This is a genomic window from Dokdonella sp. (genome assembly GCF_041395345.1).
Taxonomy (GTDB): Bacteria; Pseudomonadota; Gammaproteobacteria; order Xanthomonadales; family Rhodanobacteraceae; genus Dokdonella.
The window spans coordinates 357,955-381,689 of sequence record NZ_JAWLAR010000001.1 but is presented as its reverse complement, the minus strand read 5'-3'; the positions used below and the strand labels follow the sequence as shown (position 1 = coordinate 381,689).

Sequence of the window (23,735 nt, the reverse complement as noted above, 5' to 3'; positions counted from 1 at the left end):
TTCATGCCCCCCTTTACCCACCGATTCGCCGTCATCTTCGCTGCCTTCCTGCTGCTTGCAGCGCATGCCTCGGCAGAGACGCCCGCCAGCCCCGCGAAAGAGGGTTCGATCCATTCGGCGGAAGCGGCTCGCTCCGACCTGAAGCAGCTGTACGAGACGCTGCAGGTTTCGCACTTCGACTTGTTCGTCCACCGTTCCAGGTCGGAGTACGACCAGCGCTACGAATCCTTGCTGAAAGCGCTCGATTCGCCCATTTCGCAATTCGAGCTGCAAGTTGCCCTGCAGAAGTTCATGGCCTTCGGGCGCGTGGCCCATTCGCGCATCGACTTTCCCTCGCTGGAATTCGAACGCTACCGGGCCTCGGGGGGTGGGATCCTTCCGCTGCAGGTGAAGTTGCGGGACGGACGCGCCTGGGTTGTCGCCGATCTTGGCGAAGCTGCAGATCCCGAGATCGCCGCAGGCGAAGAGATTGTCGCGATCAACGGAAGCTCATTCAAGCAGTGGCGCGAGCGCCTCGTGGCGCACGTTTCGGCCGACAATGATCGCCTCGCCGATACCTTGCTGGAGCTGCGTTTCACCGCCCTGCTCTGGCTCGAACTCGGCCCGACCGAATCGTTCGAACTCGCCATCCGCGACCAAGCCGGCAAGGTTCGTACGCTGCAGCGGCCTGTGCGCAGTCGCGAGCAGATGCAGGCAGCCGCACGCCGTCAGCCGAAGCGGCTCGAGCTCGACTGGAGCACGCGCGAAGCGCGGATGCTGGATGCGAATGTCGCCTATCTGCGCCCGGGTCCCTTTTTCGATGCGCGTCCCGACGCGCAGGACATGTGGGACACCACCGAATTCGCGGCGTTCATCGATACCAGCCTGGCTGAGTTCGCGGAGTCCGGGGCCCAATCGTTGATCATTGATCTGCGCGACAACCCGGGCGGTGACAACTCCTTCAGCGACCTGCTCGCACGGCGCTATGCCGATCAGACCTTCCGCTTCGCCTCGGACTTCAAGATCAGGGTCAGCGAGGCGGCCATCGCATCCAATGCAAAGCGGCTGCACCCCGGGAAGAACACGGGCACGGCAGCCCAGCTCGCCAATGCCTATGCAGGGCACGAACCGGGAGAGATCATCGATTTCCCTGTTCCCGGCGTCGACCCGGCCGCCAAAACGCAGCGCTTCCAAGGACGCGTGTTCGTCCTGATCAACCGCTACTCGTACTCGAACGCGGTCATGCTCGCCGCGCTGAGCCAGGACTTCCATTTCGCCACCATCATCGGCGAGGAAACTGCCGATCTGGCCAGTACCTACGGCGCCATGGAGCAATTCACGCTGGATCACAGCGGCATCGCCGTCGGCTTTCCCAAGGCACATATCGTCCGCCCGAGCGGCGACGAAGCGTCGCGTGGCGTGGTTCCGGATATTGTCATCGAGACACCCTTGCTCGAAGGCGAGAACGATCCGGTGCTCGATCGCGCCATCAGGATTGCGCGGGCGGACAACTGATGCCGCAGACCTGAAAATCACCGCGACGGTAGCCTGAACGCGTGAATGCCTGCGCGGCTTCCCTGTCATTCGTGGCCAGGCAGGCTGTCGGGTCCCGAGCGTGCCGGTGCTTGCCGGGTTTCCCATACGCCGACAATCTGTTCATGCCCGCACTCTTGGCTGTGCGTTTCCGGTCTCCATCTGTTGAGGAACCCGACGTCTGGAAACCCCATGAGCGCGCACTTGCTACCGACCGTCTTCCTGCCCCACGGCGCCGGACCCTGTTTCTTCATGGACTGGCAGCCTGCCGGCACCTGGGATCGAATGGCGCGCTGGCTGGGTGGCCTGAGCGCGCAACTCGGTGCGACGCCGAAAGCGCTGCTGGTGGTTTCCGCCCATTGGGAGGCGCCGGTCTTCACTGTCAACGCGCAGGCCGCACCGGGTCTGCTCTACGACTACTCGGGATTTCCCGAACACACCTATCGGCTGGAGTGGCCCGCACCTGGCTCACCCGCGCTGGCAACGCGCGTGGGCGAACTGATAGCTGCGGCTGGAATCGAGCATGCGGAGGAGAGCCAGCGCGGACTGGATCACGGCGTATTCATTCCGATGAAGCTCGTCTTTCCCGAGGCAAGGGTACCTGTCGTGCAATTGTCGTTGCAGCAAGGGCTCGATCCTGCCGAACACCTGGCATTGGGCCGCGCACTGGCTCCCTTGCGCAGCGAGGGCGTTCTGATCATCGGCAGCGGCATGAGCTTCCACAACATGCAGCGCTTTCGACGCGACAATTTCGGGGTCGATTCCGAATCGCTGCGCTTTGATGCCTGGCTCAGCGAAACGATGTCATTGCCGGGCGAATTCCGGGAACAACGCTTGATGGACTGGGCGAACGCGCCCGGTGGTCGGGATGCTCATCCGCGCGAAGAGCATTTGTTGCCCCTTCATGTGATCAGCGCCGCCGCGGGCGAGGAATCGGGCGTCAGGCTGTTCGAGGATCGCGTGCTGGGCAGTGTGCAGTCGGCCTATGCTTTCGGCTGGGTGCCAGGCTGACCTGCCGGGACGGCCACCGCTCGTTGCCAGCGTGCGAGCTCCGACCAGTGAGACTCCTCATCGCGCCATCGAAGCCTGCTCCGGCAAACGCATGACCGCAGCCATCGTGGCAATGCCGTTCCAGAGCATGCCGACGCGCAGGTTCTCGTTCTCCGCATGCTGGTTGTTGTCGGGATTGGCCAGTGGAATGACCAGGGTCGGTGCACCGGTGATCTCGGTGATCAGGAACAGCGGCAGGCTGCCACCCATGGTCGGCGTCATCAGCAACGAATCTCCAGCAACGCTGCGCATGGCCGTGGCGACGTCGCGTGCGACCGGCAGATCCATCGCCGTGCGCGAGGCTGGATAGCCACCGGGTTGCAGCACGACCGTTGCGATCTTCGCATGGGCGAGGCGCTCGGCATCAGTCGGTGCGCGATCGATCACGAAATACCCCTGCTTGCGGATATGGTCTACGAGGCGCTGGTACTGGCCTTCGACGGTATTGCCCTTGACCATGCGCAAGTCCAGCGTCGCGCGCGCTTCAACGGCAATCACGTTGCGCGCCTGGCTGCCGACATCGGCGGAACGAATGCCGTTGATGTTGAGCGAGGGCAGATTGATCGATTGCGGAAGAGACACGCCACGCATCTCGCTTTCGGTCAGGCCAAGATCGCGCAGCAGTCCGGCTTCGTCATCCGGTGCCGCCGCCAATGCAGCCTCTTCGGCCTCGCCGAGTGGTTCGACACCCTCGTACCAGCCCTCGACCAGTACGCGTCCGTCTTCACCCTTCATCGAACTCAGCAGCCGGGCCAGGCGCAAGGCCGGATTCGGCGCGAAATTGCCGTAGTGTCCACTGTGCAGCGGCCGCTTCGGGCCGTACACGGTGATATCGACATTGGCGTCGCCACGCACCCCGAAAACGAGTTGCGGGCGACCACTGATATGCACCGGCCCATCGCAGATCAGCCAGGCATCGGCAGCCAGCAAGTCGCGATGGCGTTCCAGCAGTTCGCGCATGTGCGGCGAGCCCTGTTCTTCCTCGCCATCGAAGAAAAACTTGATGTTCGCGCTGGGCTGCTGGTTCGTGGCCTTGAGCGCGTCCACCGCGGCAAGCATCGCAAAAACGCCGGCCTTGTCGTCGGAGGCCGCGCGCGCGTAGAGGCGCCAGTCCGGATCAATCGGATGATTCCTGTCCCGGTCGACAATTTGCGGCGAAGTGTCCAGTCGTCCCTTTCGCCACACCGGCTTCCACGGATCACTGGCCCATTCGCTCGCATCCACGGCCTGACCGTCGTAGTGCGCATACAGGACCAGGGTGCGCGTCGCCCCGGGCACCTTCCACTCTCCGTATACGGCCGGTGGCGAACTGCGATCTGCATTTTCGAGCAGGCGCGGCGACAGGCCACGACGCTTCATCATCGCAAGCAGCGCATCTGCATTGCGGCGAATCGCGACCGCGTCGGTGGCCACGTTGGGCAAACCAAGGAAGGCCTCGTACTCATCGAGCAGTGCATGCTGGTGCGCTGCGGTCCATTCGGCGATGCCGTCGACCGGGGCGGCAACTGCAGAGGGTGGCAAATGCATGCAGAGCAGGACAACAAGCGATGCAGCGAACCACGTACCCGAGATTTTCATGTGCCTTTTCCTTTCCGAAATTGCATGCCGACCCATCCTTGCATGTTGCACGCGCGTCAACCAACCTGCTGCCACATTCAAAGCTGCCGCGCTACCAAGCTGATCGAGCCGTCGCGAGGAACTGATCGCGAGGTTGGGTAGAAGACGAAGGAAGATTCAACGGCTCACTACGCGTGGCATGCGGCTTGGAGTCACTTCAAGGGCTCGATGCTAGCACTGCCTGCCTGTTCACCGCATTGAGCTGGAACGGCACCGTCCATGCTCAAGTCATCGGACTGCGTGCGCGATGCAGATCTCCTCAATGTATTTCCTGCAGCACTGCAATATTCTCCCGTGATAGGCTCAACCCCGAATTCCCGTCACGACAGCGGATTGGCAGCTTGGAGGCAGCGTGAAGACTGGACGTCATGGACATCTTTGGGGCGTGATTCTCCTGTTTCTCGTCCTTCCACTGGCCGCTTGCCAGCAGGCGCACAAGGGCGAAACACGGCCATTATCGATACAGTCCGGTGTACCGGCATCACTGCCCGCCATCGTCTCGGCACAAACACGAGACGGTCGCGGAATTCCGAATGGCAGAAGCGATTCTGATGAGCCGTACCTCAGACTCCAGATGCCGGTTGCCACCGCGCCGGACTTCGGACTAACCGAGCACAATCCGGTAAAGGTCGGGCCGTTCGATGAAACGATGCCGCACCTTCTTTACCTGAATTCACTACGCGGTCCCAATGGCGAGCCGTTGGATTACGAGCGCCTTGGGGCCTGCTGCCCGTTCGACATCGACAACGAATTGCAGGGTGGGCTGCTCGACATCTACCGGCTGCGAGTCGATGGACGGATCGGTGAGACTTACCTGTTCGTCGACATGTACCGCAGCGCACCGCTGCAACTGCCAGCTGGATTCACCCAGCGCGAGTAGCGTCCTGCCCCCGCATTCATTGGGTCCTTCTGCCGAAAGCCGGACCCGCATTCGCAACGTTCGTGACAGTGTCCATTCAAGGAGGAAGACGGTGGCCCACTTCAGGGATTCGGAAAATCTGACGCGCTGGGTCCGGATCCTGCTCTATGCGCAGATTGTCGTCGCCATTGCCTCGCTGATCTCGGGTTACCTCGAGTACCAGCTGCTCTTGAGCCTGCAGAACGGAACCTTCGAGGCCGTGGAAATCGCCTTGGCCGAGAGCGCAGCCGGCGATCGACGCCAACTGGTGGTCGGGGTCGTCTATCTGATCCTGCTGATTGTCTCGGCCGTCGTGATTCTCAAATGGATCCATCGGGCCAACTACAATGCCAGGCAACTCGGCGCGAAGGGCATGGATTTCACGCCTGGATGGGCGGTGGGCTACTACTTCATCCCCATTCTGAATCTGTTCAAACCCTATCGGGCCATGAAGGAGATCTGGAAGGCGAGCAAGAATCCCTCCAGGTGGGCAACCCAGCCAGCCAGCCGAATCCTGCCACTCTGGTGGGGTCTCTGGATCACTTCCAACATCCTGGGCCAGGTCATCTTCCGGCTTGCGCGGCGTGCCGAAGAGATTCCGGAGTTGATCGGCCTGAATCTGGTCTCGCAGATCTCGGATTTTCTCGATATTCCCCTGGCCCTGGCCTTGCTGGTCCTCGTCAATGAGATCCATGCAATGCAAACCACCCAGCGCAGGCGAATCGAGTCAGAGGGTGAGGTCGAAGCAGTCGAAGTTCCTGTGTGAGCCGGATGGCGCGGGCAACCGCGCTCTGCTTGCACCGGAACACGCGGGCTCCACAAGTCTGTGTCACGACTACCCGTTCGCCGAGGTCGGATTCCCTGCCTGTCGGCAAGCTATGCCCGGTCGCTGCCTGATCCAACCTCAATTTCCGCCGTCTGCTAACCTTTGATGGTCAACAGCAGGAGCGGCACATGGTCCGGTTTCGTTCGATCCAAACGCCTGCGCGTGGCGGTATTTGGCTGATCACGCTGATAGCCCTGTCGAGCACGTCGGTGCTGGCCCAGCGCACCGTCAAACCAGTGTTGCATGGCGAACACTGGATGGCGATCACCGGCAAGCCGCTCGCTGCGACCGCAGGCGCACTGACCTTTGCCCGCGGTGGCAATGCAATCGATGCGGCCTGCGCGATGCTGGCGGCGACTTCAACCATGTGGGACACGCTCGGTTGGGGTGGCGAGACCCAGGCCCTGATCTACAACCCGCACACCGGCGAGGTGAAAGGCATCAATGCATTGGGCGTTGCGCCGACGGGTGCGACTGCGAAGTTCTTTCGCGACAGGGGCATGGTCTATCCGCCCGAATACGGACCGCTTGCCGCAGTGACGCCGGGCACGCCGGGCGGCCTGATGGTGATGCTGGCCGAATACGGCAAGTTGAGCCTGGCCGAAGTGCTGGCCCCGGCAATGGAAATGGCCAAGGGCTATCCCATCGAGCAGTCGCAGGCCGACAACATGGAGAAGCGCCGCGACGTGCTCGCACAGTGGCCGGGATCGACGAAGGTGTTCCTGCCGCATCTCGACAGCAAGGATGCGAGCAAGCGCGCTGCGCCCGAAGCCGGCGAAATATTCCGCCAACCCGAGCTGCTGGCCACGCTGCAGAAGCTGGTCGATGCCGAAGCCGAAGCGCTGTCCGCCGGCAAGACGCGCAAGCAGGCCATCCAGGCCGCCTACGATCGCTTCTATCGCGGCGACATTGCCAAACAGATCGTTGCCGGCTCGGCCAAGTTCGGCGGCCTGATGACGCTCGAGGACCTTGACCGCTGGCAGGTCCACATCGAGGAACCGGTCAGCACCGGCTACAAGGGCATCGAAGTCTACAAGCTGACCACCTGGGTGCAGGGACCGGTGATGCTGCAGGCACTGAACATGCTCGAAAAGCTCGATCTCAAGAGCATGGGCTACAACAGCACGCGCTACATCCACACCCTGTATCAGGTCATGAACCTCGCCTTCGCCGATCGCGACTTTTATTACGGCGATCCCTACGTGGCGCCGGTCGAGCCGATCGCCGGGCTGTTGTCGAAGGAGTATGCCGACCAGCGCCGCGCCCTGATCAACAATGAACGTAATGACCCGGACGTGAAGCCGGGTGATCCGTATCCGTTCCAGAATGGCAAGAATCCGTATCTCGACTTGCTCAAGAAGTGGACGCCCATCCCGCCCAAGGCGATCGCCGAAGGTGCCGAGGGGTTTCAGCAATCAAGCCTGATGAGCAAGGATGAAGGTTTTCTCGCCGGGACGACATCGATCCAGGCCGCTGATGCCGAAGGCTGGGTGATCTCGGTCACCCCGAGCGGCGGCTGGATTCCGGCCTTCATCCCGGAAGGCACCGGCATCGGCCTGAGCCAGCGCATGCAGAGTTTCGTGCTTGACGAAGCGCTCAATCCATTCAACGTGGTTCAGCCGGGGCAGCGCCCGCGCGCAACCCTGACCCCGAGCCTCGCACTCAAGGACGGCAAGCCGCTGATGGCTTTCTCGGTGCAAGGCGGTGATACCCAGGATCAGAACCTGCTGCAGTTCTTTCTCAACATGGTCGAGTTCAACATGAACGTGCAGCAGGCCGCCGAGGCGCACAACATCCTCAGCTACCAGATGCAGAGTTCCTTTGGAGCGCATCAATCTCAACCTGGTCGACTCCAGCTGACCCCGAGAGTCTCCGAATGGGATCGCGACGAACTCGGCCGCATGGGCTACGAGGTCGAAGTCGTCGACCGCACCTACAGCCCGATCACCGCGATCTGGATGGATCAGAAGAATGGAACGATGTGGGGTGGCGCCAGTGAGCAGGGCGATGACTACGGGATTGCGTGGTAGATGGGCAATCCAGAACAGTGCGTTCTCGGAGCGCTACGCAGTTTCTGACGGAAGAGCTTCAGGTAGTTCGGCCATTCAGAAGCCACGGTGATCGACAGGCCCCATGCGAACTCCGAACACGCTTACTGCGTGGAGCACTTGACCGGTGTAGTGATCTTCGGCGCGATTCTCGACAAGCTGACCGTGGCCCCAGTTTGTCTTCATAGCCGACAATCCAATTATTTGCTTATAATTTAAACGTGGCAAAGACGGAATGGGTGCATTTTCAGCATCAGAACCCATCAAATGGAATCAAGGAGAGAGCAATGAATGCTGGAAGATTGGCGATGCGCTTTTGTCTGGCGTTGGGGCTTGTATCGGTCGCCTTCGCTGCCTCGGCCGGCAGCGTCAGCGAACTGCGCAAGCAGGCCGAAGCCAGCATGTTGTTGACCGGGTCGGTGGAGGTGACACAGGAAGGCACGTTGCGCCGCTTCGAACTGGACCACCCGGAGAAGATCGATCTGGCCGTTCGCGATTTCGTCGAGCGCAACATCAAGTCCTGGTCGTTCGAGGTCGGGTCGCTGCCAACAGGCGTGCCCGCCAACGCCACGATCCTCAACAACATGAGTATTCTGGTCGTGGCCAAGCCTATCGAAGGTGACACCTTCTCACTGAGGATCGCGGCCTCGTACTTCAGCGCGAAGGAACCCGAGCCGGACACAGAAGTGCGCTATAGGAGCGTGAAGCCACCGGAGTATCCGTTCAGCGCGGTGCGCGCAGGCGTCAGCGGAAAGGTCTTCCTGCTGGTCAGGATCGATCGCAATGGCAACGTCGAAGAGGCCATGGCCGAACAGGTCAATCTGCAAGCGGTTGCCGACAACGAAAAAGAGATGGAACGTTGGCGCAACGTGCTGGCCCAGGCGTCGCTCAAGGCGGTAAAGCGCTGGAAGTTCACCATTCCCACGCGTGGCGAGCAGGCGCTTAGCGACGCCTTCATTGCCCGAGTACCGATCAGTTTCAACCTCCGTCGCAAAAAGGAGGCGGAGTATGGCCAATGGACTCCCTATATCCCGGGTCCCCGGCATTCGAATCCGTGGGAAAATGCGGATGACAATCCCGGCTTCGCTCCCGACGCACTGGCTGCCAATGGAGGTGTCTACTCCAACAATGGCTTGCGTCTGAAGTCGCCAATGCTGGGAATGGCCGACGGTAGCTAGCACGAATACTCGGCAGGAATCCTGCCCATACAACGGCTGAGCTAGCCAGTCCGCAACCTGGGTTGACCAATCACGCCTACGCGTTCCGAAAAGCGGTGGCGACGCACATGCCAAGGTGCCCGCCGATCTCGAGCAAGCATATCTGTCATCTCCCCGGATTTCCTCGTCGCGACTCCAACTGGCCGCAATACTCGATCTGCACCGACTCTCCCATGTCCAGGCGCGATGTAGCCTAGAACGAATTGAACACCTCGCCCATGTGCGGGTGCACCGAGTCTTTTTCGACGATCCCTGCTTCCATCATCTCGGCGAATACCTTGCTGGCAGTGGCCGATGCAGCGTCGGATGCCGCCTGATCCAGATATTTCGCAATGACGACGCCCTTGCCGTTGCCATACGAGATCAGGTCGATGAAGTCGGCGCCGAGGCTTTCCAGCTCGCTGCGCATGGCCTCGGTAAATTCTCCCACCTTGCCCATGTCGGATGCGGCAAAACGCGTGATTCGATAGACGGCCAATTGATACTCCCGGTTCAGTTGTGGTCTTGCGGGGCATTCCGCTCGAACGGTCAGGGTATAGGAAGATCCTGTACCCGTCTGCGCCCGACAGTGGCTGCAGTGCATTCGGGCGCTTTCGGCTCTTCCCACAAGGTGCCCCAGGTCGCCAGGACGCCTGTCCCTTGTTTCGTGAGTGGCGCGGTTGCCTGAGCGAAATACGGCAACGCCGCAATACCCGAGTTCGGGGCGAACCAACAGATCTCTTCGTTGCTCCGCTGTCAACCGAGTGTCGGGCGTAGGCTTCTTCATGACACTTGAGGCTCAGTCGAGTTCGCCGAAATCGCGACTTGCCTGCATCTTGCGTGTCCAGTCTTGTCTTGTGGGTACTCCATATTTCTGTTAATTGATCAAGACAGAACATTTTCCACCCAGGGGATATCACCATGCGAGGATTGCTCCGATCATTCATCGTGTTCGGTCTGTTGCTGTTCGTGCTGCAAGCGGCCGCTTCGGCACCGCAGAATACTCAGGCGCCTTACCTCACTGTAGTGGGCGAGAAGGTCGAGCACTTGCCACTGGCCTCGACCCAGGTGGATGTACTGATCGCGGGTGTCATCGCCGATGTCACCGTCAAGCAGGTCTACGAGAATCGGGGCAATGTACCGATCGAGGCCTTGTACGTGTTTCCAGGATCACCTCGCGCCGCCGTTTACGGCCTGACCATGCGTGTGGGTGATCGCCTGATCACGGCAAAGATCGCGGAGAAAGAGGAGGCGCGCGAAACCTACGAGGCAGCCCGTGCCGAGGGCAAGACCGCCAGCCTGCTTGAGCAGCTCGACCCGAGCATCTTTCGTATGAATGTGGCCAATGTGCTGCCGGGCGACCGCATCGAAGTAGTACTCAAGTACACCGAACTCCTGGTACCTGATCGCGGCACCTACGAGTTCGTGTTTCCGAACACGATGGGCAGTCGCTACGGCGAGACGTTGCCCGTGAAGACATCCTCGGACAGCGAAGTCGTCGACTATGCCTTCAGCATACATGCGCGAATCCGCAGCGCCATCCCGTTGCAGGATGTCAGCAGCCCTTCGCATGCGGTCGACGTCAGTTATCCGAACACGATGGAGGCAGACATCAATCTGTCGGAGGCGGAGTTTCAACGGGCCGGCGCCGCCGACTATGTCTTGCATTACACCCTGGCCGGCGACGCCATCCAGACCGGCATGCTGATGTATCCGGCGGGCGACGGAGGCTACTTCCTGATGATGGCCCAGCCTCCGACCCGGGTCTCCGCGAACGCAGTCACCGCGCGCGAGTTCATTTTCGTGATCGATGTCTCCGGCTCGATGAACGGACAGCCGCTGGATGTCTCGAAGAGACTCATTCGTGATCTGTTCACCAGCCTGCGGTGGACCGATCGCTTCAATATCGTGCTGTTCGAGCACGGATCCCGCGTGCTTTCGCCGAAGCGGTCGTTGACGGCGAGTCCGGACAACCTTGATCGGGTGCTCAATGCCGTATCCAGCGAGAATGCCGGCGGTGGCACCAATCTGGTCGCTGCACTGGAGACCGCCTATGCCCTGCCGGAAGAACCCGGCATGGCGCGCTCGGTGATCGTCATTACGGATGGCCAGATCGCCGCTGGCGGCGAAGCATTTGCCGTCGCTCGATCACAACTGGGGCGGGCCAACACGTTCGCTTTCGGTGTTGGTGGCAACGTCAATCGACCCGTGATCGAACTGCTGGCACGCGCTGGCAATGGCGAGCCATTCATTCTCGAAAATTTCAATGAGAGTGACGCGGTTGCAGAGCGTCTGCGCAGCTACATCGATCGCCCCTTGCTGACAAATGTGAGCTTGCGTCCCGAAGACCTCGAAGCCTATGACCTGGAGCCGAGTCAGGTCGCCGACCTGCTCGCCGAGCGACCGATCATCGTGGTCGGCCGCTATCGGGGCCCGGCGCAGGGCGCCATGCTGGTCAGTGGCGTTTCCGGCAACGGTCCCTATCAGGCAGCGGTCAGTCCCGATGCAAATTCCATTTCACCGCAGCTTTCCGCGCTTCGTCTGCTCTGGGCACGTACGCGCATGCAGCGTTTGCTCGATGAACAGTCGTCACCCGGTTGGGGATACTCGGGAGGAGAGCCGAACGCAGCCGAAATCACTGAACTTTCGCTGGCCTACGGACTTCTGTCGCCATACACGTCCTTCGTCGCTGTCGACGAAGTAGTGCGTGCCGATCAGGCTGCGAGATCAGTCCAGCAGCCGGCCATTTCCAAGACACTTGAGAGTCCGGAGGAACCCCCGCTCGTGGCAGCATCACCGCCGCCACCGCCAGCCCCAAGTTACAGGAGCGCGGGAACAGGTAGCGCATTTGGCCTGACACGCACCATTGGTGCTGCGCTCGGCGCAAGTCTCGTTCCCTCTGGTAGCGTTACAGCCGTTCACACCATCGGCAAGCGAACTTTCGAACTTCGCGATGCTACCTGGACCGATCTGAGCTATCGGGATGACATGACCTTGCTGCGCCTGCGTGCCGACAGCACGGCCCTTGCCCGCCTACTTGAAGCCAGACCCGAATGGGCCGCAGCCGTTGCACTCGGCACGCGCGTCATCATTGTCATCGGAGATGTCGCGTTGCTGATCGCGCCAGAAGGGTTCAGCGATTATCCGGAAGCGACGCTGCAATCCCTGTTGCGTGGATGACACGAATTCTGCTCGCACTCGGTCTGCTGGCAGCACTGACAGGCGCCGCAGCCGAACCGTCCAGACGAGATGCCGTCTTCATTCTCGGCGAGGACACGGCGGATGCAGGCAGCTTTTACGCGCCTGCGACGGCGTATTACAAGGAGCGCATGCGCTCGGACACCGACTTGCTTGTGGTGGGTGCTCGATCGTTGCAGGAGGCACGCGAATGGCTGGTACGCTCGCACAAGTCGGATGACCCGCCCTGGGGGCGCATCATCCTCGTTGCGCACGGCTCACCCTGGGTGGGGCTGGCCGTTCCACTCTATGCCGACGGCACCCGTGCCGATCTTCCGGATCTCGAACGCGCGCTGCAACGCGGAGAGTTTCCGGCCCTGCCGCGCAGCATGTTCGACACCCGGACTCGACTGCTCATCGAATCCTGCGGAGTCGGCCGGCGTGTCGACCTGCTGGATCTCTATGCACGTCTGTTTGGGGGCGCAGATGCCAATCGGCGCGTTGTTGAGGCCAGCTACAACTGGATCGAGTTCGGCCAGACTGTTGATGCGGATGGTGGTGCCAGGAACTGGCGCAGCGAGCGCCTGTTCGAAGCGCAAGTGGCACCGCGCGCAGAGCTTGACGCCACTCGCGAAGAGCGCATTCGCAAGCAGCTGACTGCGCGGCTTTCAGAAGCGGCCGGTGAGACATCTTTCGCCGGCGAACTGACATGGCGCACGGCGCCGGTTCGCATCGAGCTGGCGATTACCGACAACACTGCGTGCCGGTCGGATCGTGCGGTTCGACGACTCAGTTCGCATGCCTCCGTCATCGACAAGCTCAGGGCCTACGGTCTCGACAGGGGCGACCTCGCCTGGCATGTCGATGCCGCGACATCGGGATGTACCCTGGTCGGTCAGGGCACCCTGGCGGTTCTTGGCCAAGGCAGTCTTTTGGGCGAGCTGTTGCCAGAGTAGGTCGGTTCGGGCTTCGCGCCAGACGCGTGAACGCGCTCGGATCATTGCTCGATTCCGATATGTGCAATGCATGGCATGGACAAGCTGTCCACTGTCGCGCCCGTTCTCGTCCGGTGATCATGGCTTCCTCGCTTCGCAAGAACACATTGCGCGTGAAACACTTTGTGGAACAAGTGGGGTCATGCGATGTTCACTGCTGGTCCTGTAGGGTGAGTGTCCTGCATAGGCAGGAAAGCATTCACTCGCCACGTCGCCGATGGCTATTCGGCTTGACTCCGTGGCCAAATCAAAGGAGCTATCCCATGACGACTACCCGGAATGAAATCCGTTTTGAAAAGATTGGCACCCTCAACGAACTGATCGAGGCCACGCGCGACAGCGCGAATTTCTATACGGACGCCGCCAAATCCGTCGACAACCCGGAGCTCCGCCGCCTGTTCGACCACATGGCCAGTTCCAAGAACGGGCTGGTTGGCTCGATGTCGAAGGAGGTTCGTGCGGAAGGAGCCGAACCGGCCAAGGCTGGCACGTTCCGTGGCGCCCTTCGTGAAGTCTATGAAGAGGTCCGCACCAGCATGGGCCGGGAAAAGAGCGACTACAGTTACGTCAGCGAACTCGAGAAGAGCGAAGATCAGCTGATGGAGGCCTTCCATGACGTGATCAAGAGCGACTCCGCGCCGAAGGAAGTGAAGGAATCCCTGCGCAGCTATCTGCCAACCGTGCAGGCGCACCACGACACCTTGCGCGACCGCAAGTGGAAGATGGAAGCGAGGCATTAAGTTGGGCCAAGTCCCTGCGTCCTCGGGCAATGGCGTGATGCAAATGATCTGACCAGGGATTCTGGCTACGTCGGAAAACAGAAATCCTGGTGTCAGAAGTAAACGCGGGACGGAGCCGACAGCTCCGTCCCTTTTTCTTTTCGCTCGGGTCAACCAGCAGGATCGAGGGTGCCAGTAGTGGAGTGCGCTACTCGAAGCCGTCAGCGAATAGCACGTCGTTGCTGGGTGGCGACACCGCGTTGCCGCCATTGCCCGTGCTATCGGTGTTGTTGCCGAGGTTGACGTCCAGCTCGTTGGCATCCACGGTCGCGGTCAGGTTGAAAGCACCGGCCTGATTGATCTGGTAGATCAGTGTGATGTTTTCCTCGTCGAACTCATTGAGCCGGGAAATGGTGCAATCGAGGTTCAGGCACAGATCCCCGAATGCGCTCAGCAAGGTCAGGTTTTGTGGATTCGCACTGATGTCGACCGATGTCGCGGCATTGGGGCCGCCGTTTGGAATGCGCAGGGCATATTCGATTTCCTGACCGGCGTAGTAGGGCGGTGGACTGACCAGGACCAGTTGCGCGGCGACATCTGCATTGGGAACCAGTGGCCTGATCAGCGCTGCCTCGTTGTCGGCGAGATTCGGATCCTGTTGCCCGGGTATTGCATACACCTGGAAATTGAGAGCGTCGACGGTGCCTGGAACGGCAATTGGGGCGAAGAACTGTGCGAGCAAAATGATCTGGCTGTTCGCCGCCAGTTGCGGGATCACACAGGGATAGCTCGCACAGCCCTGAATATCGATCAGCTCGGCGCCGGGAAACGTGTAGTTGAGCTGGATGTTCGAAGCCGGATCGTCGCCGGCCTGTATGGCAATTTCAAACTGCAGGTAGCGATAGCTGTAGTACGGCCCGGCATCCAGTAGTGCCAATGCCACGGCAATATCGGCCTTTTCAACGCCGCCGCCATTGTTGAGGTTGTCGATATTGTTGCCGAGGTTGATGTCGACCTGATTTGCGTTCACTGAGGCGATGGCATTGAACTGATCGTCAGCGACAACCGCCTGGATGGCAACGGTGCGTGATCCACCGCTGCCGATATTGGCCACGTCGCAGGTCAGTCCCGACACCGACGTACAGCCGGAAAATGCAATGTTGTTCAGGCTGTCCGGGGTGAATCGCAGCTCGACTCCACTGGCTGTTTGCGGTCCGAGGTTTGCGATGTGCGCCTCGTATTCGATCGTCTGGCCGACAAAGAACGGCGCATCGGTCATCAGGTCCATCACCAGGGAGAGGTCGGAGCCCTGGTAGATCGGGTGCAAGATACTGAAGAAGTTGGTGCCACTCGGATCGTCTTCGTCGGCGTCTTCGTAGGTCGAATCCACCGTCGTGTGTGCGTTCAGATCGAGCGTGAACGGACTGTTGAGATAGCTTCCCAGGGTCATCTCGATCGGAATGGTCAGCGTCTGCCCTGGCTGAATGCTGGTGATGACACAGGGAATCGTATTGCAGTAGGCCGAGTTCACGCTTGCGACAAAGGCATGGGTGGCATCCATATCGAAACGCACGTTGGTAGCGGGGCCGGGGCCAGCGTTCTCCAGCTCGGCAAAGACGACGATGCGCTGACCACTGACATAGTCCGGGCCGGGCTCGATACGGGCATCGACCGATACATCGGCAAACCCGGTCGCTTCATAGGCACCGATATCACAAAGCGTTCCGCGTAGCTGGCCACGCTGATCGACCGGCTCGCAATAAGTTGGATTGCCGGCATTGATCGCTCCCGAATCCGGCCTGCCAATTGCGCGTGTCATGGTCAGTCCGCCGTTATCGGCGAGCGGTCGCAGGAAGACATTCTCGGGTAAATCACCCAGGCAATTGGCAGGATTGGCCGTGTAGTTGGTGGCATACAGATTGTTCGTGTTGAGGATCACGTTGGTGCTGAACAATTCGCAGCTCAAGAGAAGCGAATTGCTTGCACTGAGAATGGAGTCCGTGAGTCTGAACTTGTAGCTGCTGGTCACGTGGTTGAGCGTTACGGATGAAGAATTGGTGAAGCTGAATGCAGTCGGTGGAAAATCCGGGTTGGGAATGCTCGAGGAAAAAGTCGTATTGATGATCTCCGCGACCGACTGGCTACCGCCAATGCCAAATTCCATTTCGTCAATCAGGCTGCGCTCGACCAGCAGAGTGCTGCTCGACACGCCGATCGCGCCTTGTGAGTTCTGGAGGAACAGGGAATCGACCACATGAACAGAAGCATTCTGGGCGGAGACAGCGGAGCCGCTCTTGTTCGCCTGCACCCTGGTGCGCTCCAGAGTGAGGTCGCCGCCGGTTACATAGATTCCGCTGCCCTGCCCCTGGGTGTACTCGTTTGAAATCACAACCGAATCAACCAGCTGGACGTTCGCGTTTTCGATACGAATGCCCGCGCCGGCACCGTCCAGCAAGCCGGTCTTTCCGCCGCCAATCTCCACGCGCAGCAGGGTCACATCGGTGTTGTTGCCGACGATCTTGAGCACCCTGCGTTGATCATTCCCCAATATGTAGAAGATGCCTGCGGCACTGGCTGAACGGATGGTCATGTCGGAGGCAATGGGAGGCAGGTCCGAAGTGAGGGTGACCACCCAGCCATCGGGGGCGATGATGACGTCGCTGCCCGAACCGGCCGCGCAATTGCCGATCGGTGCGTTCACATTGGCTGCCGTTATCGCGTCCGCCAGCGTACAGCCGTTCGGCCCGATGTTGATATTCGCGGCCATCGCAGCCCCTGACAGCGAAGCCAGGCACAGGCTCGTAATCATGCGTCTCATGTTTGCTCGCTGCGCAACGAAAGGAACGACGAGCATGGCTGGCTGACGGGGGATTTACCTTCAGGAATCCTGAAATTGTCGTGAAATCTGGGCGCCAGGCATTGATATGGCGAAATCGGCGAGCTGATGGCACCGGCTTGAAGCTGGACCCGCGGCGCCCTCCGACTCATTGGCAAAACGGCGCGTTTCTCGATGCCAACTGGAATGCCCAGATGGATCTCCATCTCGTGCTCTCTTTCATGGCACATGGTCTGCCCGCAGGACGGGTTGCGAACTGTTCGAGATGCGGGCCGCCGACATAGCATGGCGCTGGCTCACAGCTCGTGAAGGGCTGAAAGGATGCCCTCCCCAGGGATTGAGCCCAGGTCGATTCTCGCCTTGGCGGCCGCCTGGACCGAGGGCTTTACAGCTTGCGTGCCGACACCACCGGCACTTGCCAGACAACATCGTTCGGCGGCGTTTCAACGCGCCGGGTTCCGAACCGGGCCAGGAATTCGCCGACATGGACGCAGACTTGTGCAAGGCATTGACGGTTGGACGCCCGATTGCGAAGCAACCTGCAGAGCGGCTCCCTCGCAAGGAAACAACCAACGCAGCATAGTCCGACGTGGCTGCACAGGCAGCCACGCGCTTTCGCTTTTCTACGGACTGCGCGGCCGTGATGTCGCCAGTGCCTCGTCGAGCATTTTCACCAGCGCATCACGGTCATACGTGTAGGGTTGGCCTTCATTGAGCTGGACCAACTGCTCGATCTGCTTCCGGATCGTGATCTCGGCTTCGCGCTGGTTTGGCACCACCATGTAGCGGCGCTTGGGATTGTCGCCAAACAGGGCCAGCTCGGCCGCGGCGGCCACTTCATCGGGTTGCTTGTACTTGCTGCGATCCGCTATCGGAGAGTCGACTCCCGTTCGCTGTGCCGCATTCTTGCCTATCTCCGAATCGTAGTTGCCCGGCTCGATCACGCTGACTTCCACGCCGAGTGGCTGCATCTGCTTCGCCAGTGAGTCGGTAAACGCTTCCACTGCATGCTTGCTCATGGCGTAGGCACCCAGCCTCTCCGAAGCGAGAATGCCCGAGATCGAACCGATCGTCGTGATGCGCCCCTTCTGTTCGATGATCATCGGCGCGAACGCGCGCGTGACAAGGTAGGGGCCGTAGGCATTCACCTTCATGACGAGGTCGAATTCTTTCGGACTGGTTTCGGTCAGAAATCCCAGGGTCGCGACTCCGGCATTGTTGACGAGCCCATGCAGCCCGCGGCCGGCGTCCTCGATCGTCTTGACTGCGGCATCGATGTCAGCCTGTTTGGTCACATCGAGCTGGAGCGCTTGCACGTTCTCGATCGCATTGAGCATGTCGATGTCGGCCTGCTTGCGAGCGCCTGCATAGACGAAATAGCCCTTTCCAGCGAGATGCTCGGTGATCTTCTTGCCGATGCCGCTGCTCGCGCCGGTGACCAGCACGGCCTTGGCTGGCTCGGACATCGTTTTCGCCGAGTCTTCCGATTGTGCATGGGCCGCGAGTGAGGAGAATCCGAATAGCGCGGCGATTGCAATCAACGTAATCCGCATGAGCATGGTCTCCGGTTCGTGATCCGGTGCGAAGCTCCCTCCGAGCTTCGCAACCCTGGGGTAGCAATGATCTCGAGCATGGCATAGGCGCGATGTGCCCTCGCGCATTCGTGCCAGTGCGTCTGCTACGGCGACGGCCTGGTCTCGTTCAGCAGATAGCGCTGCAGGAACAACATTGACGCCGCGGTGAAGTAGTCGCTGTTGGTCTTCTTCCTGAAGCCGTGGCCCTCATCGTTGTAAAGGAGATACCAGACCGGCTCACCATTGTCGCGCACGGCCTTGACGATCTGCTCGGCTTCGGTGAACGGCACGCGCGGATCGTTCTTGCCCTGGGCGACAAACAGAGGTGCGCGAATCTTCTGCGCGTTGTTCAGTGGCGAGATGCGCTCGAACACCTTCTGCATGTCCGGATCGCGTTCGTCGCCGTACTCGGCACGTCGCAAGTCACGGCGGTAATCTTCCGTATTCTTGAGGAAGGTTCCGAAGTGCGAAATGCCGACGACATCGATACCCGCCTTGATGCGCTCGGGATAGTTGGTCATCGTGGCCAGCACCATGTAGCCGCCATAGCTGCCGCCGAATACCGCCACACGATTGGCGTCAAGTTCGGGCTGCAGGGCAACCCAGTCAAGCAGGGCGCCAATGTCCTTTACCGAATCCTCGCGCTTTTCGGCATTATCCAGGCGCAGAAAGGATTTGCCGTAACCGGAAGAGCCGCGCACGTTGGGGTAGATCACGGCAACGCCGAGCTCCCCGACCATGTATTGGGTGGTCGAGCTGAAATACGGTGTGGACTGGCTTTCCGGCCCGCCGTGGATGTTGATGACGACGGGCACTTTGCGGGTGGCGCTGGCATTGGCCGGCTTGTAGTAGAAGGCCGGGATCGTGCGAGCCTTTCCGTTGACCTTGTCGAAGGTCGGAAAGCGGATCAGCGTGGGCGATGCGAATTTCGCGGTGTCGAGGCCGCCGACTTCGCTGCGTGTCCAGCGTGTCATGCCGGCTTCGGCCAGGTCGATGACATAGGCGTCACTCGGCGAAGTGGCCGAGTTCAGGGTCAGCGCCAGCCGCTTGCCGTCCGGCGAGAACGACAAGCCGCCTATCAATCCCACCGGCAGCGTCGGCAGGGCGATCTCGCGCTGCTCCGGCAAGCTCAGGACATGCAGGGTGTCGATGCCGTCTTCGTTGCTGACAAAGGCGAGATGGGCACCGTCGTCGGAGATTTCCAGCGCATCGACATCCCAGGGAATGTCGCCGCTCAACTGCTTGTAGTCGCCGCTGGCCGGATCGTGGTAGCGCAGCGTCTTGAACTCGCTGGGCTTGCCCTTGAACGGTTCGTCCGAGACGAAATACACCGCATTGTCCTTGCCGGCGAAGCGGAAATCGCCGAACGCCGCCTTGTCGCCGTCAACCGGAAACATCCTGAGCTTGCCCGTCTCGAGATCGACCTCGCCCGGATAGGATTCGTTGATAGAAACATAGTGAATGACGAGCAGGCGCTTTCCATCGGCGGAGAAATCCATCGCCCCCCAGGCGCCGCCCTCGGTCACAACGGTCTTTGCGGTACCTGCCTGCATGTCGCGAATCCAGATGTCGTAGTCCTTGCCGGTGCGAGAGGTGCTCGTGTACGCAAGCAGGTTGCCGTCTGCAGAAAACAATGGGCCGCTGTTTTGCGAGCGTTTGCCATCGGTCAGCAGCGTGGTGTCGCGTGTACCAAGATCGAACCAGTAGAGTTGCGAGAACTCGTCGCCACCGGCATCGCGCGAAAAGACGAAACCCTGGCGCGCGGAGGCAGCGGGTGCGGGCGTCAGGCTGCCCACCGGCTCGCTGTAGAACGTGAGCTGTTCGCGCATGCCCAGTGGTTCGCATACGCGATGGGCCTGGTTGGTCTCGGCAAAGCGGGTACTGATCAGCAGACACTCCGAATCCAGCCAGCCGGCAACAGGCGCGCCCCGCGTGTTCTGATAGCGGTTGAGCTGATCGGTAAGCGTGGCTGGTATCGGCGGGATATTCTCGCTGACGCGATTGCCCACTTCCTCGCGGCTGACGGGGTTGTCCGCCAAACCCAAGGACGGCAGCATTGCCAGCGTTGCAGTGAAGCCGGCAACAGCGCGAAAGGCAACGTTCAAGGTGCAAGACCGCATGGGCATTCTCCGCAGTATTTTGTCGGGAGCCTAACCCATCGCAGCGATCATCGCGACAACGCCGGTCCGGCCTCGTCCGACGTCTCGGCTGCTGCGACGGATGCGCTCATAATCAGCCCATGGCCAGGCACGATCCCGACGACCTCAACCGACCGATCCGGATCAAGGGACGCGGCGCGGGCAGCAATCGCGAGGGGCGCTTCGAGGCGTTGTCGAAAACACTGGAGGATGACGGCTGGTATCGCGAGGAAGAAGCTGCGACACGACCGCCGACGCGCGTTTCGATTGAGCGGGCGCGCTCGATCATCAGCCACAACGATTCCCCCGACATTCCGTTCACGCAATCGATCAACCCGTATCGTGGCTGCGAACATGGCTGCAACTATTGCTATGCGCGGCCGACGCACGCGTACCTGAATCTTTCGCCGGGGCTGGATTTCGAGACGCAGCTCTACGCCAAGACCAATGCCGCCGAACGCCTGCGTGCCGAGCTGGCCAAGGCGGGCTACGTCTGCGAGCCGATCACCCTGGGCGCGAACACCGATGCCTACCAGCCGATCGAGCGGGAGTATGGGATCACGCGCGAGATCGTCGAGGTGCTGCACGACTGCCGGCATCCATTGACCATCGTGACCAAGAATGCGCTGGTCGAGCGCGATCTCGATCTGCTGGCGCCGATGGCGCGTGAAAACCTGGTCCAGGTGTTTGTCTCGATCGGCATTCTCGACAACCGTCTGGCAAGCACGTTGGAGCCGCGCGCAACCGCGCCGCACCGACGCATGCAGATCGTTGCCAATCTGCACGCGGCCGGCGTGCCCTGTGGCGTGCTGGTCGCACCGATCATCCCGGCGGTCACCGACATGCACATGGAACACGTGCTCGAACAAGCGGCCGCGCTCGGTGCGAACATCGCCGGCTACACCGTGTTGCGCCTGCCGCTGGAATTGAAGGATCTGTTCCGCGAGTGGCTGGACCTGCACGTGCCCGATCGCGCCGAACACGTGATGAGCCTGATCCGGCAGATGCGCGGCGGACGCGACAACGATGCGCGGTTCGGCTCTCGGATGCGCGGCGAAGGTCCCTATGCCGACCTGATCCGGCAGCGCTTCGCGCTGGCCTGTCGCAAGCATGGCCTGAAGCGTTCGCGCGAGTTGTCGCTCAATCGCTCGAAGTTCGTGGCGCCGCGTCGGGATTCGGCGCAGGGCGACTTGTTTTGAACTTCGGTTTAGCGCGCTACGGCGCATCACATGCAGGGCCCCGATGTTTGGTCCTTCTCCCCTTGGGAGAAGGTGTCAAAGAAGATGGAAGCTGCCCGTCTGATTGAAGTCCGGGCTTCGCAGGAACCCTCATCCGGCCTGCGGCCACCTTTTCCCGTTGGGAGACGGAATCGGTCTCGCATCCTTCGCACTTCGGGGCACCCTCTCCCGGCGGGAGAGGGAACCAAGGTCAATAGCCGGTCGTGCGCAGTTCCTTCATGACTTCTTCGTGCGTGGCCTGCACCTGCGCCGAAGGTCCGCGTGTAAGCAGGCTGACCGCGACGATGGCAATCGTCGCTGCGATGAAGCCGGGGATCATTTCATACAGGGCACTGCCGGATTGCTTCCACAGCACGACCGTCAACGTGCCGACAACCATGCCGGCCAGGGCGCCATTGCGATTGACCCGCTTCCAGTACAGCGAAAGCAGGATGACCGGACCGAATGCGGCACCGAAACCGGCCCAGGCATAGCTGACCAGGCCGAGCACGCGGCTGTCCGGATCCGAGGCGATGGCGATCGCGATCAGGGCCACGATCAGAACCGTGGTGCGACCGACCCAGACCAGCTCCTTGCTGCCCGCACTCTTGCGCAGGAAGCCGCGATAGAAATCCTCGGTGAGGGCGCTCGAACAGACCAGCAACTGGCAGGACAAGGTACTCATGACGGCGGCCAGAATGGCTGACAGCAGGATGCCGGCTATCCACGGGTTGAACAGTTGCTGGGCAAGCAGGATGAAGACGCGCTCGGAGTTGTCGTTGACTTCGCCTGCAAAGGTCGGGTTGGCGCCAAACCAGGCGATACCGAAAAAGCCGACGGCGATGGATCCGGTCAGGCAGATGATCATCCAGGCCATGCCGATACGGCGCGCAGCGGGAATCGACTTGACGCTGTCGGCGGCCATGAAGCGGGCCAGGATATGCGGCTGGCCGACATAGCCGAGTCCCCAGGCCATCGACGAAATGATCGCGATGACGCCGCCGGTACCGACCCACTCCAGGCGTTTCGGGTCGACCTGTTCGATCACGGCCAGGCTCGAATCGAAGCCGCCGTTGCCCACGATCACCATGATGGGCGTGAGAATCAGCGCGAACAGCATCAGGGTGGCCTGCACGGTGTCGGTCCAGCTGACCGCAAGGAAGCCGCCGATCAGGGTATACAGGATGGTGGCGGCGGCGCCGTACCAGATCGCCTGTGCGTAGGGCACGCCGAACGTGCTTTCGAACAGGCGCGCACCGGCGACGATACCCGAGGCGCAATAGACCGCGAAGAACAGCAGGATGATGACGGCGGAAAAGACGCGGAGGATGCGCTTGTCGTCGGCGAAACGATGAGTGAAGTAGTCGGGCAGGGTGAGCGAGTTGTTGGTGCGCTCGGTGTAGACGCGCAACGGTCCGGCGACATAGCGCCAGTTGGCCCAGGCACCGAGAATCAGTCCGATGACAATCCAGGCTTCCGATGCGCCACCAACATACAGCGCGCCCGGCAGGCCCATCAGCAACCAGCCGCTCATGTCCGAGGCGCCTGCCGACATCGCCGTGACATAACTGCCCAGCGAGCGACCACCGAGGATGTAGTCGTCGAAGGTGCGCGTGGAGTACCAGGCATAGAAACCGATCGCGATCGTCGCGAACAGGTAGACGGCGAAAGTGACGATCAACGGCGTACTGGCGGTCATTGCAGCTCCCTGGGCAGGCGAGAAAAACGGGCCCGGAAGGCCCGCTCAAGTGCGACAGCTTAACGCGTGTCCACGGGTTGATGCCCAACGTGCGGCTCGTGTGGCGCGCGCGAGAGAGTTCCCGTTCGTCTGTAGGAGCTCCCTTCAGGGGCGATGCCTTTCGTCTTCTTGCCCTTTCGGGCAGAAATGGCTCAAACACCGGATCTTGTTCGCAGGTTGTTGAAAAGCATTGC

17 protein-coding genes are annotated in these 23,735 nt (G+C 60.9%); 10 read left to right on the top strand and 7 right to left on the bottom strand.

The features are described from left to right. Positions 1-3 precede the first annotated feature (3 nt). Together R3F00_RS01825 and R3F00_RS01820 are read left to right on the top strand one after the other, a co-directional pair. Entirely contained in the window at positions 4-1,494 is a 1,491-nt protein-coding gene (locus R3F00_RS01825) for a S41 family peptidase (RefSeq protein WP_371279984.1), read from the top strand. A gap of 210 nt (positions 1,495-1,704) precedes the next feature. Next, complete coding sequence (locus R3F00_RS01820) at positions 1,705-2,523, top strand: class III extradiol ring-cleavage dioxygenase (protein ID WP_371279983.1); 819 nt, start codon at positions 1,705-1,707, stop codon at positions 2,521-2,523. Positions 2,524-2,580: 57 nt separating this feature from the next. Here the strand turns inward: R3F00_RS01820 and R3F00_RS01815 are convergent, their stop codons facing one another. Then, positions 2,581-4,140: a M20/M25/M40 family metallo-hydrolase gene (locus R3F00_RS01815; protein WP_371279982.1), complete on the bottom strand. Its 1,560-nt coding sequence runs from the start codon at positions 4,138-4,140 to the stop codon at positions 2,581-2,583. Positions 4,141-4,531: 391 nt separating this feature from the next. On the opposite strand from R3F00_RS01815, the gene R3F00_RS01810 reads away from it, so the two are divergent. The 3 genes from R3F00_RS01810 (at position 4,532) to R3F00_RS01800 (ending at position 7,933) form a co-directional block, all read left to right on the top strand. Further along, a complete protein-coding gene (locus R3F00_RS01810; RefSeq protein ID WP_371279981.1) occupies positions 4,532-5,059 on the top strand; it encodes a hypothetical protein in 528 nt (175 codons plus the stop codon). 91 nt (positions 5,060-5,150) lie between these two features. Next, the gene (locus R3F00_RS01805; RefSeq protein WP_371279980.1) at positions 5,151-5,843 is read left to right on the top strand and encodes a DUF4328 domain-containing protein; all 693 of its coding nucleotides are present in this window, start codon (positions 5,151-5,153) and stop codon (positions 5,841-5,843) included. Positions 5,844-6,031: 188 nt separating this feature from the next. Next, positions 6,032-7,933 carry a gamma-glutamyltransferase family protein gene (locus tag R3F00_RS01800; RefSeq protein ID WP_371279979.1) on the top strand — a complete coding sequence of 634 codons (1,902 nt, stop codon included), beginning with the start codon at positions 6,032-6,034 and terminating at the stop codon, positions 7,931-7,933. Positions 7,934-8,008: 75 nt separating this feature from the next. On the opposite strand, the gene R3F00_RS01795 is transcribed toward R3F00_RS01800, so the two are convergent. After that, positions 8,009-8,137 carry a hypothetical protein gene (locus R3F00_RS01795; RefSeq protein WP_371279978.1) on the bottom strand — a complete coding sequence of 43 codons (129 nt, stop codon included), beginning with the start codon at positions 8,135-8,137 and terminating at the stop codon, positions 8,009-8,011. A gap of 101 nt (positions 8,138-8,238) precedes the next feature. Between R3F00_RS01795 and R3F00_RS01790 the strand changes: the two genes are divergently transcribed. Continuing rightward, entirely contained in the window at positions 8,239-9,129 is an 891-nt protein-coding gene (locus tag R3F00_RS01790) for an energy transducer TonB (RefSeq protein ID WP_371279977.1), read from the top strand. A gap of 232 nt (positions 9,130-9,361) precedes the next feature. On the opposite strand, the gene R3F00_RS01785 is transcribed toward R3F00_RS01790, so the two are convergent. Continuing rightward, positions 9,362-9,646 carry a hypothetical protein gene (locus R3F00_RS01785; protein WP_371279976.1) on the bottom strand — a complete coding sequence of 95 codons (285 nt, stop codon included), beginning with the start codon at positions 9,644-9,646 and terminating at the stop codon, positions 9,362-9,364. A gap of 422 nt (positions 9,647-10,068) precedes the next feature. Here R3F00_RS01785 and R3F00_RS01780 point away from each other — a divergent pair, with 422 nt between their 5' ends. The 3 genes from R3F00_RS01780 (at position 10,069) to R3F00_RS01770 (ending at position 14,059) form a co-directional block, all read left to right on the top strand. After that, positions 10,069-12,327: a VIT domain-containing protein gene (locus R3F00_RS01780; RefSeq protein ID WP_371279975.1), complete on the top strand. Its 2,259-nt coding sequence runs from the start codon at positions 10,069-10,071 to the stop codon at positions 12,325-12,327. Then, positions 12,324-13,280 (top strand): hypothetical protein, encoded by a 957-nt coding sequence (locus tag R3F00_RS01775; protein ID WP_371279974.1) that lies wholly within the window; start codon positions 12,324-12,326, stop codon positions 13,278-13,280. Before R3F00_RS01780 ends, R3F00_RS01775 begins: the two co-directional genes overlap by 4 nt. 302 nt (positions 13,281-13,582) lie before the next feature. After that, positions 13,583-14,059 (top strand): PA2169 family four-helix-bundle protein, encoded by a 477-nt coding sequence (locus R3F00_RS01770; RefSeq protein ID WP_371279973.1) that lies wholly within the window; start codon positions 13,583-13,585, stop codon positions 14,057-14,059. 187 nt (positions 14,060-14,246) lie between these two features. Here the strand turns inward: R3F00_RS01770 and R3F00_RS01765 are convergent, their stop codons facing one another. From R3F00_RS01765 to R3F00_RS01755, 3 genes are all read right to left on the bottom strand, one after another. Further along, a complete protein-coding gene (locus tag R3F00_RS01765) occupies positions 14,247-16,847 on the bottom strand; it encodes a choice-of-anchor Q domain-containing protein (protein WP_371279972.1) in 2,601 nt (866 codons plus the stop codon). A gap of 650 nt (positions 16,848-17,497) precedes the next feature. Continuing rightward, positions 17,498-18,340, bottom strand: coding sequence for an SDR family NAD(P)-dependent oxidoreductase (locus R3F00_RS01760; RefSeq protein WP_371279971.1), 843 nt, complete (start codon positions 18,338-18,340; stop codon positions 17,498-17,500). Between the two features lie 212 nt (positions 18,341-18,552). Continuing rightward, positions 18,553-20,568, bottom strand: a complete 2,016-nt coding sequence (locus tag R3F00_RS01755) for a S9 family peptidase (protein ID WP_371279970.1) — start codon at positions 20,566-20,568, stop codon at positions 18,553-18,555. Between the two features lie 119 nt (positions 20,569-20,687). Between R3F00_RS01755 and R3F00_RS01750 the strand changes: the two genes are divergently transcribed. Further along, entirely contained in the window at positions 20,688-21,785 is a 1,098-nt protein-coding gene (locus R3F00_RS01750) for a PA0069 family radical SAM protein (RefSeq protein ID WP_371279969.1), read from the top strand. Between the two features lie 229 nt (positions 21,786-22,014). On the opposite strand, the gene putP is transcribed toward R3F00_RS01750, so the two are convergent. Then, on the bottom strand, positions 22,015-23,502 hold the full coding sequence (gene putP / locus R3F00_RS01745; RefSeq protein WP_371279968.1) for a sodium/proline symporter PutP: 1,488 nt from the start codon (positions 23,500-23,502) through the stop codon (positions 22,015-22,017). Positions 23,503-23,735 lie beyond the last annotated feature (233 nt).

Bases quoted from the DNA above. Each gene is read 5' to 3' on its own strand.
- R3F00_RS01825 (WP_371279984.1), top strand. From the start codon at position 4: ATGCCCCCCTTTACCCACCGATTCGCCGTCATCTTCGCTGCCTTCCTG.
- R3F00_RS01820 (WP_371279983.1), top strand. From the start codon at position 1,705: ATGAGCGCGCACTTGCTACCGACCGTCTTCCTGCCCCACGGCGCCGGA.
- R3F00_RS01815 (WP_371279982.1), bottom strand. From the start codon at position 4,140: ATGAAAATCTCGGGTACGTGGTTCGCTGCATCGCTTGTTGTCCTGCTC.
- R3F00_RS01800 (WP_371279979.1), top strand. From the start codon at position 6,032: ATGGTCCGGTTTCGTTCGATCCAAACGCCTGCGCGTGGCGGTATTTGG.
- R3F00_RS01795 (WP_371279978.1), bottom strand. From the start codon at position 8,137: ATGAAGACAAACTGGGGCCACGGTCAGCTTGTCGAGAATCGCGCCGAA.
- R3F00_RS01790 (WP_371279977.1), top strand. From the start codon at position 8,239: ATGAATGCTGGAAGATTGGCGATGCGCTTTTGTCTGGCGTTGGGGCTT.
- R3F00_RS01780 (WP_371279975.1), top strand. From the start codon at position 10,069: ATGCGAGGATTGCTCCGATCATTCATCGTGTTCGGTCTGTTGCTGTTC.
- R3F00_RS01775 (WP_371279974.1), top strand. From the start codon at position 12,324: ATGACACGAATTCTGCTCGCACTCGGTCTGCTGGCAGCACTGACAGGC.
- R3F00_RS01770 (WP_371279973.1), top strand. From the start codon at position 13,583: ATGACGACTACCCGGAATGAAATCCGTTTTGAAAAGATTGGCACCCTC.
- R3F00_RS01765 (WP_371279972.1), bottom strand. From the start codon at position 16,847: ATGATTACGAGCCTGTGCCTGGCTTCGCTGTCAGGGGCTGCGATGGCC.
- R3F00_RS01760 (WP_371279971.1), bottom strand. From the start codon at position 18,340: ATGTCCGAGCCAGCCAAGGCCGTGCTGGTCACCGGCGCGAGCAGCGGC.
- R3F00_RS01755 (WP_371279970.1), bottom strand. From the start codon at position 20,568: ATGCGGTCTTGCACCTTGAACGTTGCCTTTCGCGCTGTTGCCGGCTTC.
- R3F00_RS01750 (WP_371279969.1), top strand. From the start codon at position 20,688: ATGGCCAGGCACGATCCCGACGACCTCAACCGACCGATCCGGATCAAG.
- putP (WP_371279968.1), bottom strand. From the start codon at position 23,502: ATGACCGCCAGTACGCCGTTGATCGTCACTTTCGCCGTCTACCTGTTC.